The organism is Streptomyces rishiriensis, assembly GCF_030815485.1.
In the GTDB taxonomy this organism is placed as follows: Bacteria; Actinomycetota; Actinomycetes; order Streptomycetales; family Streptomycetaceae; genus Streptomyces; species Streptomyces rishiriensis_A.
This window is the reverse complement of record NZ_JAUSWV010000002.1, coordinates 116,823-132,013: the sequence shown is the minus strand read 5'-3', so window position 1 is coordinate 132,013 and position 15,191 is coordinate 116,823. Positions and strand designations below refer to the sequence as shown.

Here is a 15,191-nt window from a genome sequence, read left to right as displayed (position 1 = left end):
ACTCTCCGGCCCTGGAAGCCTGTTGGTCTCGTATCCTGCCGCACTCAACTGCTCCACGCACTGTGGAGTGGGTGACGATGCTGATCGTGACCCGTGAGGGTGACCGACGCTGCACACTCCGGCTGTCCAAGCGTGTGGTGATCGCTCTCGCGTACCTGTGCCGACACGACCCGCCGGCTCAACTCGCCGCGGGTTTCCGTGTCTCCGCCGGCACCGCCCACGCGTAGGTCACACCGTCGTCGGGCACCTGGCCGACAAGGCGCCGGGCCTGCTGAAGGTCCTGCGCGGGACAGACGTCGACCATGTTCTCGTGGACGGCGCACTCGCCGAGTGCGACCGGGCGAATTCCAGCGGACTTCCGGCTGGGGACAATCTGATGGCCACCGCTCGTCAGAAAACCCCTAAAACACATCGCAGAAGGCCGCGACCATGGTGCTTCCCTGGCCTGTGCGGGGTGTTGAGTGATGAAAGCTGAACCACAGACCAGACTAGATCCCTGTCAGCTTCCCCGTATCCCTCACATTGGTAGTCGCCGAGACGATCACATCAAGTCCATGACCCTTTCCCCTGTCTTCGAGGTGTCTCTCAGTTCGTCCGGGTGCCGCGGTGTGCCTTGATCACCGGGTCCGGTGACCTCCAGAACGGGCCTCGTGTTTCTTGTGGGAGTTGCTTCTCAGGTCCTGCATCACGAACATCCCCGCGTGTAGCGTGACCCGGCGCTGACGCAGCGGACCTGGTCGACGAGGCGGAGCCGCATGCAGAGCCAGGCGACGGTACGGGAGATGCGCATCGGCGACACCTCCAAGGACCGGATACGCGACCTCGGGGCCATCTTCATCGACCGGGGATACTGCAGAAGTGGTGTACGACGACGGCCGTCGGGAGCATGCCCCGGTGTGCGGTCCAGCGGCCGTCGAAGGCCTCGATGCGATGTCCGTCGACCAGCGGCGGTGAACTCGCGGCGCCGTTTTCTCCACGGCCCGCGCTATGACCGCCTCCACCTCGGGGTGGAGGATGACGCCGTCGCCGAGGGCGTCACTGCCCAGCGTCTCCACGACCGTGACCGACCCCGGGAGCAACTCCTCGAACACGTGCTTGGTCCTCCCTCGGAAGAATTTGACGCAGTCTTCCGGGCGGCTGTGCGCGCGGGCCCCATTCTCGGGGGTAGCCCAGCGACACCTCTTCGAAGCGGACGCCTTCGTGGTGGGTGGTCCGCGGAATGTGGAGATGACCGTAGACCATGCATGCGACCCGGAAACGGCGGTGCCAGTCGGCGGTCAGGCGGGTGCCGCACCACATGGCGAACTCCGGGTAGCGCAGGATTCGCGTGGGATGCCGGTCCAGCGGATAGTGGTTCACCAGCACCACGGGGAGATCGCCGGGGATCTCCGCCAGCCTGCGTTGGGTCGCAGCCACCCGGGCCCGGCACCACGCCTCGCGGCTGGGATAGGGATCGGGGTGTAGCAGGTACTCGTCGGAGCAAACGACCCCGGTGCCGTGCGCGTACGCGAGTCCCTCCTCCTTGGTCGTGCAGCCATCAGGGAGGAACGAGTAGTCGTAGAGCAGGAAGAGCGGTGCGATGGCTGCGGGTCCGTCCGGGCCGGCCCAGACGGGGTAGGGGTCCTCGGGTGTGATCACACCCATTTCCCGGCACATGGCGACAAGGTGGTCGTACCGTTCCACGCCGCGCAGGGTGATCGTGTCTCTTTGGTGGGTCCACAGCTCGTGGTTGCCGGGTGCCCAGATCACCTTGCGGAAGCGGCCGGCCAGTAGTTCAAGGGTCCAGCGGATGTCGGCGACGGTTTCGGCGACGTCACCGGCGACCAGCAGCCAGTCCTCGTCCGACGTGGGCCGAATCTTCTCCACGAGGGCGCGGTTCTCGGCGTAGCCGACATGCAGGTCGCTGATGGCGAGCAGGCGTCCACGGCCGTCCGTCGACTCCACCTTCACCCCTTCCGACAGTCGAATGGCACCACGCAACACATTGGCCCACCGCAGGACACCCGACCCTGAGCTGTATCTGGCGGATCACTTCCCGCGGAATGCGCTGCCCGAGCCAGCCGTAGTCCAGGGGCCCATCAGTACAGCGGCGGGCCCAGACCAAGCTCGGTGCTGGGAGATGCCTGTCGGGCTGCGCATGATGCCAAACCTACATGCCCTCTTCATGGGTCTCATGCCCTTCGGTCAGGAGCTACCAGACCAGGGGATGCCTCGCGAAGACCGTACTGTCTAGTGTCGTGCAGGTCAGCTCTCGATTTTCGCGGACCAACTGCGGTCTTGACGAACTGCCCAGCAAATTTCAGGGGTCTTTGTGTCTTCTCTTCTTCACATCGATGCGAGCATCCGCCATGAGGGTTCCACGTCGCGTCAGCTGACCTCGTACTTCGCGACCCAGTGGCGGCAGAACCACCCTGACGCCGGCTACGTCTACCGCGACCTGGCTGCCCAGCCCATCCCTCACCTCACCCATCCCGTACGCGAGTACCTTCTGGACCCCAGCCGCGATCACGGTCAGACGGACGAGGAGAAGGCGCTCGTCGACACGGTGGTGTCCGAGGTGCACGACGCCGACACGATCGTGCTCGGCGTGCCGATGTACAACTACACGATCCCGTCAAACGTCAAAGCCTGGATCGACCTGCTGGTCAGCCCGGCCCACACGATCCTCCCGGGGACCGATTCCGGTCCGCTCAGCGGCAAGTCGGTCATCGTGGTGACCGCGCGCGGCGGCTCCTACGCACCGGGCACCCCGCGCGAGGGCCAGGATTACCAGGAGCCCTACCTGCGGGACGTCCTGAAGGCGATCGGTCTCGCGGACAACCTCACGTTCGTGCACGCCGAGTTGACCTTGGCCGCGATCGTGCCGGCCATGGCGGAGCTCAAGCCGCTGGGGGAGAAGTCCCTGGCAACTGCCCAGGAGACGCTCAAGAAGCTCGCCGCCTGATGCCTGCATGCCCGCAGATCTCTTAGGAGTCCGCACCCGCTTGCCGCGACCCGCTGGAGACTGCGGGCGGGCGGAAGCGCATCGCCAGCCGGCCGAGGACACAGGCCTTCTGGGGCGGCCACTTCTTCCTCGCCGACCGTGCAGCCGGTGTCATGCAGGTCAGTTCTCGACCTTCGCGGACCATCTGGAGTCTTTCGGCCCCGCTCACGCTGCGCCAGCCGTTCCAAGACATCGCAGGCTCGGAAGCCGACCAACACACGGTCGAGCTGACTCACCCCTATAGACGTACACGCTTGCCGAACAGCAGTTGGCCGTCCCCGATAGCCGGTTAGGAGTTCGAGCCAAGGTGCTTCCCGACCTGATCACCTCGCTACCGGTCATCCTGAGTGAGAACGCGGGCCGGTTCCCGGACAAGATCGCTTTCGAGGACGACCGGTACGCGGTCACCTACAGGGAACTCGACGCACGGACGAGGAGACTGGCCGGTCACCTGGTCGGCCTCGGTGTCCGGCGCGGCGACCGGGTGGCTCTGTGTCTCGGCAACTCGGTGGCGATGGTGGAGAGCTACCTCGCCGTGGTACGGGCTGGAGGCATCGGCGTACCGATCAACCCGCAGGCCGCCCCGGCGGAAATCGAATACCTCCTGGCCGACAGCGCAGCGGCGTTCGCCCTCACCGGCACTGCACACGCAGAAACTTTCCTTCAGTCAATTCCCCGTGCAACCCGTGGGGTGTCCGTCGTCGTGGCCGGCGCCCTCGGGGCCGGTGCCGGGCACATGCTGCCCCCGGGCACCGTACCGTTCGAGGAACTCGCCGCCACCGAGCCCGTCAACGATGCCCCGGACGACCTCGGCCTTGACGAGGTGGCCTGGATGTTCTACACCTCGGGTACCACCGGCCGCCCCAAGGGCGTCCTTTCCACCCAGCGCAACTGCCTCTACTCTGTTGCCTCCTGCTACATTCCCGTGCCCGGCCTCTCCGAGCATGACCGCGTGCTGTGGCCACTGCCGCTCTTCCACAGCCTGTCCCACATTGCCTGCGTCCTGTCCGTCACTGTCTCCGGCGCCACCGCCCGGATCATGGACGGCAGTTCGGCCGACGACATTCTGACTGCCCTACGCGAGAACCGGTCCACCTTCCTGGCCGGCGTCCCCACCACCTACCACCACCTGGTCGGCAGGGCCCGCCGCACCGGCCTCTCTCTGCCCGATCTCAGGGTCGGCCTCGTCGGCGGTGCCGTCACCGGCCCTGGACTGCGCCGCTCCTTCGAGGAGACCTTCGGCATCCCCCTCGTCGACGCCTACGGCAGCACCGAGACCTGCGGGGCCATCACCATCAACCCGCCCGACGGCCACGTGGTCGAGGGCTCCTGTGGCCTTCCCGTGCCCGGTGTCGGAGTCCGGATCGTCGACCCCCGCACCGGGCAGGACGTGCCCGCCGGGCACGAGGGCGAGGTCTGGGTCAGCGGGCCGAACGTCATGGTGGGCTACCACAACAACCCACAGGCCACCGCCGAGGCCCTACAGAACGGCTGGTTCCACACCGGTGACCTGGCCCGGCGCGACGGAGCCGGCTACTTCACCATCTGCGGTCGTCTCAGGGATGTCATCATCCGCGGCGGTGAGAACATCCACCCCGACGAGATCGAGGCCGCCTTGCGCGTGGCGGAGGGCGTGGCCGACGTCGCAGTCGCGGGCATGCCCCACGACACCCTCGGTGAGGTCCCCGTCGCCTGGGTGGTCCCTGGTCCGGGCGGCGTCGACCTCGCCCGGCTGCTCGACCACTGCCGCACCCAACTCTCCCAGTACAAGCTCCCCGAGCGCATATACGAGGCCCGGACCATCCCCAGGACCGCCTCGGGGAAGGTCGTCCGGCGCCTCCTCGCTGACTTGCCGGCCCGGCTGCGATACGCCGCCGACGGTCACCACGAGGGACTGATGCTGAGGGACTGGAGCAGGGTGGCAGTCTCCCCTGACGCGCCGGAAGAGCTGCGCTGGGCAGTGGTTGGTCGGACCGCCGTCACCGACGGCCTGGTCGCCGCTCTTCGGAAGGCCGGCGTCGCCGACGTACGGCAATACGCTGACCTTTCAACGTCACGCACCACCCCTGCCGCGGCCACCGACGTGACGGTCCTCGCAGAGGCAGACGCGGACACATTGACGCCGACCTGCACTGGAGGGGGCAAGGAGACCGGGTCCCGGCTCGTCGTCCTTACCCGGGGCGCGATGGGCGTCACCGACCGGGACGAGACGCCAGATGGCGCCGAAGTCGCACTGTGGGCAGCCGCACGGGCTGCACAGGCCGATGGGGGTGGCGGCGCGCCGCTGACCATCGTCGACGTCGAAGCCTGCACCCCGGAGTCCGAGTACGCTGCGGCGCTGATCGCCGCCGTCTCCTCGGGCCTGCCCCAGCTCGCCGTACGGGACGGGGAACTGATGCGGCCCAGGCTCGTGCGCCTCCCCGTCGCCGCCAGGCCGGATCTTGCCACGCCGGGGATTGACGGCGTCGTGGTCGTTACAGGTGCCGACACGAAGACTGGCTCGGTCCTCGCCCGCCACCTGGTCACCGAGCACGGAACACGACACCTCGTGCTCGTCCAGGCAACGCCTACCTACGACGAGTGGAGCCAGGACGAGCCACTGCCGGAGGGGGTGGATATCGTCCGCGTCGTTGCCGACGGCTCGGATTCGCTGAAGTTGTATGAGGCGCTGACCAGGACCGGTCCAGTGACCGCGGTCGTCCACACCGCTGATGATCCCGAACTCGCCCGAACGCTGCATGACTTCACCGCCGACGACGATCTCGCCGCGTTCGTCGTGGTGACCGACGCTGCCGCACTGGTGGGCGCGCAGTCCGACGGCCTCGCCTCGACGGTGGTCACCGCCGCCCTCACCGAGGCCGTGGTCCGCAACCGCCGACTGCACGGATTGCCCGGCTCGCTGCTGGCCCTCGGCCGGCCGGACGAGGGCCCCGCCGCCTTCGACGCGCTGATCGAGACCGGATCCCCGGCCCTGCTGGCGCTTTGGCCGAGCACCATCAATCCCGGCGACCGAGTGCAGACGCTGCTCGACACTCTGACGGAACAGGAGCCCCGCGCCACCGCCCAGGCCGACGAGACGATCACAGCCGCCCTACGCGCGCGCCTGGCCGACCTGGACGAGCGGGCCCAGCTTGCCCTGCTCGGCGAGATGATCCGCAAGGAGACTGCCGCCGGCCGCACCCACACGAGCACCGAACCAACCCTGGCTGGCCGGTCCTTCCGCGACCTCGGCCTCGGCTCCCTCGCCGTCGTCGAGCTGCGCAACCGGCTGACCGAACGGACCGGGCTGCGTCTGCCCACAACCGTGACCTTCGACCACCCGACTCCCGAGGCCCTTGCCGCACACCTTCGGTCCAGGATCCTGGGTCTGCACGACACGGCCAGGGAGGCGACGGCTGACAAGGATCGGACCGGGGCCGCCGACCCCGCGGAGCCGATTGCAATCGTGGGTATGGCGTGCCGCCTGCCAGGCGGTGTGGCGAGCCCCCAGGACCTGTGGCGGCTGGTCAGCGAGGGCCGGGACGGTGTGTCCGGCTTCCCGGAGGACCGAGGCTGGGATCTGGACGGCCTGTTCGATGCTGACCCGGAGAAGACCGGCACGTCGTATGTCGATCAGGGCGGCTTCCTGCACGAGGCGGGCCTGTTCGACGCCGGGTTCTTCGGAATCTCACCGCGTGAGGCACTTGCCATGGATCCGCAGCAACGGCTGCTGCTGGAGACCTCGTGGGAGGCGCTGGAGCGGGCCGGGATCGACCCATGGACGCTGAAAGGTCGTGACATCGGGATCGTTTCAGGCCTGATGGGACAAGGGTACGGGCTGTCGGGTGCGGCTCCGGCGGAACTCGAGGGCTTCGGCGAGACGGGCACGGCGTCGAGCCTGGCATCCGGGCGCGTGTCGTACGTGTTCGGTTTCGAGGGACCCGCGATCACCGTGGACACGGCCTGCTCATCCTCCCTCGTGGCCATGCACCTGGCGGTCCAGTCGCTGCGCCAGGGCGAGTGCTCCATGGCGCTGGCAGGCGGCGCGACGGTGATGGCGGACCCCTCCACGTTCGTGGAGTTCTCGCGGCAACGTGCACTGTCCTCGGACGGCCGGTGCAAGTCGTACGCGGATGCCGCGGACGGTACTGGCTGGGCCGAGGGCGCCGGTGTCGTGGTCCTGGAGCGGCTGTCGGAGGCGCGGCGCAACGGGCACCGGATCCTTGCGGTGATCCGCGGCAGCGCGATCAATCAGGACGGCGCGTCGAATGGTCTGACGGCGCCGAATGGTCTTTCGCAGCAGCGGGTCATCCGTAAGGCGTTGGCGTCGGCTGGTCTCTCGGCGGCTGAGGTTGACGTAGTGGAAGGGCACGGCACGGGCACGGTACTCGGCGATCCCATCGAGGTGCAGGCCCTGCTGGCGACGTACGGCCGTGACCGTGAACCCGGGCGCCCGTTGTGGCTGGGTTCCCTGAAGTCGAACATCGGTCACACGCAGGCGGCGGCGGGTGTGGCTGGTGTGATCAAGATGGTGGAGGCGATGCAGCACGGCGTGATGCCCGCGACGCTGCATTTCAATGCTCCGTCGTCGCAGGTGGACTGGTCGGCGGGTGCCGTCCAGGTGCTGACCGAGGCTCGCGCGTGGCCAGAAACCGGCCGGCCCCGCCGTGCTGGTGTGTCGTCCTTCGGTCTCAGTGGGACGAATGCGCACCTGATCCTGGAACAGGCCCCGGAGACGGAGCCCGTCAATGCGGAGCCCGTCGAGTCCGAGCTGACGTTGGACGTCGTTGATGGTGTGGTGCCGTTGGTCCTGTCCGCCGCCTCGGCGGCATCCCTGGCGGGTCAGGCCGGTCGGTTGGCGTCCTTTGTGGAGTCGAGTGAGGTGTCGCTGCCGGATGCGGCGGGTGCGTTGGTCGCTCGGCGGGCGATGTTGTCCGAGCGGGCGGTGGTGGTGGCCGGTTCGCGGAGTGAGGCTGTGGCGGGTCTGGAGGCGCTGGCGCGGGGCGAGTCCCGTGCTGGTGTGGTCACCGGCGGGTTGTCGTCGGCCGCGGTCGCGGGGCGGACCGTGCTGGTGTTCCCCGGTCAGGGTTCGCAGTGGGTGGGCATGGGCCGTGAACTCCTCGATTCCTCACCGGTGTTCGCGGAGCGGATCGCTGAGTGCGCGGCGGTGCTTGAGCGGTGGGTGGACTGGTCGCTGGTGGATGTGTTGCGGGGGGATGTTCCGGCTGCGCTGCTGGAGCGGGTGGATGTGGTGCAGCCGGCGAGTTTCGCGGTGATGGTGGGTCTGGCTGCGGTGTGGGCGTCGGTGGGTGTGGTGCCGGATGCGGTGGTGGGGCATTCGCAGGGTGAGATCGCCGCGGCGTGTGTAGCGGGTGCGTTGTCGCTGGAGGATGCTGCCCAGGTGGTGGCGGTACGCAGCCAGGTGATCGCCGCGAGCCTCGCCGGCCGTGGCGGTATGGCGTCGGTGGCCGTGCCGGCGGCCGAAGCGGCCGAGCGTATCGAGCGGTGGGCGGATCGAGTCGAGGTGGCGGCGGTCAACGGTCCGTCCTCGGTGGTGATCGCCGGTGATGCCGAGGCCCTCGCCGAAGCCCTCGATGTCCTTGCGGCGGATGGCGTCCGCGTGCGGCGGGTCGCGGTGGACTACGCCTCCCATACACGGCACGTCGAAGCGGTCGAACACGTACTGACAACCGCCTTTGCCGACATCCGTGCTCAGGCACCGCTGATTCCTTTCTACTCGACTGTGACGGGTGAGCGGGTAAAGGACGCGGGTGTCCTGGGCGGCGGGTACTGGTACCGGAACCTGCGTAGCCAGGTCCGTTTCGGTCCCGCGATCGCCGACCTGCTGGGTGAGGGTTACTCCGTGTTCGTGGAGTCGAGCGCTCACCCCGTCCTGGTCCAGCCGGTCAGCGAGATCGTCGACCAGGCCGACACAGAGGCCGTGGTCGGCGGTTCGCTGCGTCGTGATGATGGCGGCCTGGGCCGGTTGCTGGTCTCGATGGCCGAACTTTTCGTCCGGGGTGTGGTCGTGAACTGGGCGGCCATGCTGCCGGTTGCCGGTGCTTCACACGTTGAGCTTCCGACGTATGCCTTCGATCGTCAGCATTACTGGCTGCGCTCCACTCCTGCTGTCGATGCTGTCGCGCTCGGTCAGGCCGCCGGCGGTCATCCGCTTATCGGGGCGATCGTCGGTCGGCCGGACTCCGGCGGTTTCCTGACCACCTCGCGGTGGTCGGTGGACGCGCACCCCTGGCTGGGTGATCACATCGTCGGTGATGTCGTCGTCGTGCCGAGCGCGGCGTTGGTGGAGCTGGCCATCCGGTTCGGTGACGAGGTCGGCTGCCCGGTGGTCGAGGAGCTGACCGTGGACCGGCCCGTGCTGTTGCCACTGCGTGGCGGCAGAGCCGTACAGATGACCGTCGGGGAGGCCGACGAGCAGGGGCGGCGGCCGGTCGAGGTGTACTCCCGCCCGGACAACGCCGCTCTGGACGCGATGTGGACCCACCACGCGCACGGCACGTTGGTGCCCGGCCCGGTGACCCCGTCCGCTTCCGGTGGCGCGTGGCCGAAAAACGCTCCCGCAGCCGATGTGGCCCTCGACAAGGCAGTCGGTGACGCCGACCGCTACGGCCTGCACCCGGCACTGCTCGACGCGGCGGTCCGAACGGCGTTCCCTGATGAGGACGTGATCGCTACCCGGTGGAGCGGGGTGGCCTTGCTGGCCTCCGGCGCCGTGGCGGTGCGGGTCCGCACGGCCCATAGCGTCACTGGCGAGACCCGTCTTGAGCTGATGGACGCCACCGGCGTGCCGGTGCTGACCGCTGATGCCGTTGTCGCCGAGCCGTTTTCGCCCGAAGAGGCAGAGACCGAGGACGCGTCGGCCCCTGGCGCCCTGTTCCTGGTCGACTGGGTTGAGCTTCCCCTTTTGGCAGGTGAGATGAGTGAGGACGCCGGCACTACGGCGACCGTCGTCGATGCCGAGGACGTTGCTGCCCTCGCGGCGGACGGGGCAGCGGTGCCGGGCCTTCTGGTGTATGAGGCGGGGCGGGCGCCCGCCGGCCCGCGCGAGGCCGTCGCCGCCGCGTTGGCCGTGGTCCAGGCATGGCTGGCGGCACCGGCCCTGGCGCACACCCGGCTCGTCGTGATGATCCCGGACGCCGAGGACGATCTCACCGTTGCCGCCGTGTCGGGCCTGCTGCGTTCGGCGCAGTCGGAGCACCCGGGCCGTATCGTCCTTGTCGAGAGCGGCCATGCCGGGCACCGCGGCAGTGCGGCGGCCTCGGAGCACTCGGCGGCCGTGAACGCCGTGCAGGCCGTGCGGCTCGCGGTGGCCACGGGCGAGCCCCGAGTCCGTGTGCGCGGTGGCGTGGCCTTCGCCCCCCGCCTCCGGCGCGCCCCGCTTGCCGAAGGTACCCGGCGCGGGCTCAACCTTGACGGCACCGTCCTTGTCACGGGCGGGACCGGGACGCTCGGCCGTCTCGTCGCCCGGCACTTGGCGACGGAACACGGCGTACGGCACCTGCTGCTGGCCAGCCGGAGCGGACCGGATGCCGAGGGGGCGGCGGCGCTGTACGAGGAGCTGACCGACCTCGGGACGACCGTCACCATCACGGCGTGCGACACCGCCGACCGGGACGCTGTCGGGGCGCTCCTGGCCGCGATATCGGATGCACACCCGCTCACCGCCGTCGTTCACACCGCCGGAGTCCTCGACGACGGCGTGGTCACCGCCCTGACCCCGGACCGTTTCGACACCGTCCTGCGGCCGAAACTCGACGCCGCACTGCACCTGCACGAACTGACCCGGGACGCCGATCTTGCGGCGTTCGTCCTCTTCTCCTCCGCCGCCGGAGTCCTCGGCAACCCCGGCCAGGGCAACTACGCCGCCGCCAACGCCTCCCTCGACGCCCTCGCCCTCCACCGCCACCGCTCCGGCCTGCCCGGCACCTCCCTCGCATGGGGCTATTGGAACGACGCCAGCGGCATGACCCGACACCTCGGTGCCACCGACCTGCACCGCACCCGGCGCCTCGGCATGGTCGGGCTCTCCGCCGCCGACGGCCTGGCGCTCCTCGACACGGCCCTGCGGGCGGGCGACGAGACCCCTGCCGCGCTCGTGGCCACCCGGTTCGACCTGCCCGCACTGAGGGCATCCGCCCGCGCCGGAACTCCCGTAGCACCGCTGCTGCGCGGCCTCGCGCCTGCTCCTCGGCCAGCGGCCGCGTCCTCGCACACGGCCGTAACCGACTCCCTGCGTCAGCGGCTCGACCGCCTGGGCCAGCGGGAGCGGTCAGAGGCACTGGTGGACCTCGTCCGCCGGAACGCCGCCCAGGTGCTTGGCCACTCCGGCGCTGACGCCATCCGCACCGACCGTGCCTTCAAGGACGCCGGCTTCGACTCGCTGACCGCCGTCGAGCTGCGCAACCGGCTCGCGGCCGCGACCGCTCTCAGCCTCTCTTCCACCATCGTCTTCGACTACCCGAAGCCGACGCTGCTCGCCGACCACCTGCGTGCACGGCTCTTCGGCGACGACGAACAGGGGGGCGACGGCCAGGAGCGGGGCGCTGAGGAGCACACCACCGCCACCGTGGCTGCCCTCTCCGACGATCCGATCGCCATCGTCGCGATGGCCTGCCGCTTCCCCGGCGGTGTGGAGAGCCCTGAAGACCTGTGGAGGCTGGTTGCCGAAGGCGTCGACGCCATCGGAGAGTTCCCCGACGACCGCGGCTGGGACATCGACCGGCACTACGACGCCGACCCAGACAGCGTCGGCAAGACCTACGTACGGCACGGCGCGTTCCTCGACGACGCGACCGGCTTCGACGCTGCCTTCTTCGGGATCTCACCGAACGAGGCGCTCGCGATGGACCCCCAGCAGCGGCTGCTCCTGGAAACCTCCTGGGAGGCGTTCGAACGCGCCGCGATCGACCCGAGCGAGCTCGCCGGGCAGGACATCGGCGTCTTCGTCGGCGTCAACAGCCACGACTACACCGTACGGACGCACCACGCGTCCGGCCTCGAAGGCTTCCGCCTGACCGGCAATTCCGGCAGCGTCATCTCAGGCCGGATCGCCTACCAGTTCGACTTCGAGGGCCCGGCCATCACGATCGACACTGCCTGCTCGTCCTCGCTCGTCGCCCTCCACATGGCGGCCCGCGCACTTCAGCAGGGCGAGTGCTCCATGGCTCTCGCCGGCGGCGTGATGGTCATGGGCAACCTGGAGACCTTCGTCGAGTTCTCCCGGCAGCGCGGCCTCTCCCAGGACGGCCGCTGCAAGGCCTTCGCCGATGCGGCGGACGGAACCGGCTGGTCCGAGGGCGTCGGCGTGCTCCTCGTGGAACGGCTCTCCGACGCACGCCGCCGCGGCCACCAGGTCCTCGCGGTGGTCCGAGGCACCGCGGTCAACCAGGACGGAGCGTCCAACGGACTCACGGCGCCGAACGGACTCTCACAACAGCGGGTGATCCGCAAGGCGCTCGCCGACGCCGGTCTGTCGACATCGGATGTGGACGCGGTCGAGGGCCACGGCACGGGAACGGTCCTCGGTGACCCCATCGAGGCCCAGGCACTGCTCGCCACCTACGGGCAGGGCCGACCCGCCGACCGCCCGCTGTGGCTCGGCTCGGTCAAGTCCAACATCGGGCACACGCAAGCCGCGGCCGGTATGGCAGGCGTCATCAAAATGGTGATGGCGATGCGGCACGGCGTCTTGCCCCGCACGCTGCACGTGGACCGGCCCTCAACCCACGTGGACTGGTCCACGGGTGCGGTGCAACTGCTCGCAGAGACTCGCCAGTGGCCCGAGACCGGGCACCCACGGCGCGCCGGCATCTCGTCCTTCGGTATCGGTGGCACCAACGCGCACATCGTGATCCAGCAGGCGCCGGTGGAGGACGCTGAGGCCTCCGACCGGGCGGTGACGAACGAACTGGCACCTGGCATCGGATCGGCAACCGTCTCCGACCAGGTGCATGCTGCCGATGCGGCACCCGCCACAGATCTCGTATCGTCAGGTTCCGCTCTTCTGCCCGTGCCCGTGCCCGTGTCGGCCCGGACAGCGGCGGCTCTGTGCGCCCAGGCCGGGCGCCTTGCTCGCTTCGTCGAGGCACGCCCTGAGCCGGCCCTTACCGACACCGCGCACGCGCTGGCCACCACTCGTGCCCAGCTCGACCACCGGGCGGTCCTGCTGGCCACCGACCGGCAGCAGCTTGCCGATGCGCTGCGCGCGCTCGGCACCGGCACGCCCACTGCCGGCACCGTCACCGGCAGCGCCTCTGAGGGCAAGCTGGCCTTCCTCTTCACTGGGCAGGGCAGCCAGTGGGCCGGCATGGGCCGCGAACTCGCTGAGCGACACACGCTGTTCCGGAACGCCTTCACCGCCGCGTGCGAGGCTGTTGAACGACACTTGGATGGTCATCTGGAGCGTCCGCTGCGCGAGGTGGTGTTCGCCGAGCCCGGCACGGCGGAGGCCGCACTGCTCGACCGTACCCTGTACACGCAGGCAGGTCTCTTCGCCCTGGAGACCGCTCTGTTCCAGCTCTTCGCCTCCTGGGGTGTACGTCCGGACCTGGTCGCCGGCCACTCAGTCGGCGAGATCTCCGCCGCCTATGCCGCCGGAGTCCTTGACCTGGCGGAGGCAGGCGAACTGGTCGCCGTCCGGGGCCGGTTGATGCAGGCCCTGCCCGAGGGCGGCGCAATGGTCGCCGTACAGGCGACCGAGGCCGAGGTGGCACCACTGCTGGAGGGGGCCACGGGCGAGATTGCGATCGCCGCAGTCAACGGACCCGGCGCCATCGTGCTCTCGGGTGCCGAGGACACCGTCCTCGACGTGGCCGCGCGACTGGCCGAACAGGGCCGGAAAACCAAACGCCTGAAGGTCGGTCATGCCTTTCACTCGCCACTGATGGCCCCCATGCTCGACGAGTTCCGAGCTGTCATTGCCTGGCTGCGTCCCCGCCCAGCCGCCATCCCCGTCATCTCCACGCTCACCGGTGCCCTTGCGAAGGACGGCCAGTTCGCCACCCCGGAGTACTGGGCCGACCAAGTGCGCCATGCCGTGCGGTTCGCCGACGCAATCACCGCGCTGCGCGACCAGGGCGCCAAAACCCTCCTGGAGGTCGGACCCGGCGGCGGCCTGACCGCCCTCGCCCTCGACACTCTCGGCACGGATCACCGGGGCTGCTTCGCCACCCTGAGCGAGGACGGCTCGGAGGAGACCGCCGTCCTCACCGCACTCGCCGAACTGCATGTCCGCGGCACGGACATCGACTGGTCTGCTCTCCTCGGCACCCCGGCCACGGCGATCGGTACCGAGCTGCCCACGTACGCCTTCCAGCACCAGCGGTACTGGGTCGAGCCCGAGACCACCGCCACCGACGCCGAGGCGCTCGGCGCCCGCTCCACCGGGCACCCGCTTCTCGGCACGGCAGTCGAGATCCCCGACGACGACCACGTCAGCCCGGTCAGCGACGGCGGCACCCGTGTGGTGCTCACCGGGCGGCTCGACCGGCGTGCCCTCGGTCCGCTCCTCGATCCCGGCACCGGTACCCGTTGTGGCCGCCGTACTCCTCGACCTGCTGGTCCATGCCGGAACCGAGGCGGGAAGCGGCGCCGTCGAGCAGATCATCGTCGACACCGCGCTGACCGTGCCCGAACACGGCCACCTCCAGCTCCGTGTCCAGGTCGATGTCCCCGGCCGGGACGGGCTGCGCCCGGTCGTCGTCCACAGCAGGCGGGCCGGCGACGAGGCCAGCACCTGGACACGCCACGCCCGCGCACTGCTCCGGCCCGGCCTGCCCACGCCATCCTTCGACTTGCGCACCTGGCCGGCCACCGGAGCCGACGCCCCGGCGGACCTCCTCGACTTCCGCGGGGTACGAGGAATACACGGCCTGGCGGAACAAGACGGCCAGCTCTTCGCCGACGTCTCCCTGCCTCCGGAACTCGTCGATGAGGCCGCGGGGTTCACCCTCCATCCCGCACTCCTCGACACCGTCTTTCGCCTCCTGGTCGGCCGCACCGGTGAGAGTGAGCGCGAGCTCACCATGTGCGCGGACCTGGCCGTGTACGCCGAGGGCGCCACTGCCCTGCGGCTGCGGGCCACGCCTGTGGAGGGCGGACGCCACCTCGTGGAGCTCGCCGACCACACGGGCGAACCAGTCGCCGCGCTCGGACCACTGACCCTGGGCCGCATGGACAGCACCGCTATCGCCGCCGCGGTCGGCATCCC

General features: G+C 69.4%; 3 protein-coding genes and 1 pseudogene. 3 read left to right on the top strand and 1 reads right to left on the bottom strand.

Going from position 1 to position 15,191, the window contains the following annotated elements; all coding sequences use genetic code 11:
- Nucleotides 1-77: 77 nt before the first annotated feature.
- Nucleotides 78-340, top strand: a pseudogene (locus QF030_RS02745) (IS5/IS1182 family transposase); the annotation flags it as partial.
- 695 nt (nt 341-1,035) lie between these two features.
- On the opposite strand, the gene QF030_RS02740 reads toward QF030_RS02745, so the two are convergent.
- Complete coding sequence (locus QF030_RS02740; protein ID WP_307161033.1) at nt 1,036-1,944, bottom strand: metallophosphoesterase family protein; 909 nt, start codon at nt 1,942-1,944, stop codon at nt 1,036-1,038.
- 367 nt (nt 1,945-2,311) lie between these two features.
- On the opposite strand from QF030_RS02740, the gene QF030_RS02735 reads away from it, so the two are divergent.
- Nucleotides 2,312-2,944 carry an FMN-dependent NADH-azoreductase gene (locus QF030_RS02735; RefSeq protein ID WP_307161032.1) on the top strand — a complete coding sequence of 211 codons (633 nt, stop codon included), beginning with the start codon at nt 2,312-2,314 and terminating at the stop codon, nt 2,942-2,944.
- Between the two features lie 307 nt (nt 2,945-3,251).
- Nucleotides 3,252-14,915 (top strand): SDR family NAD(P)-dependent oxidoreductase, encoded by an 11,664-nt coding sequence (locus QF030_RS02730; protein WP_373428722.1) that lies wholly within the window; start codon nt 3,252-3,254, stop codon nt 14,913-14,915.
- Nucleotides 14,916-15,191: the final 276 nt, after the last annotated feature.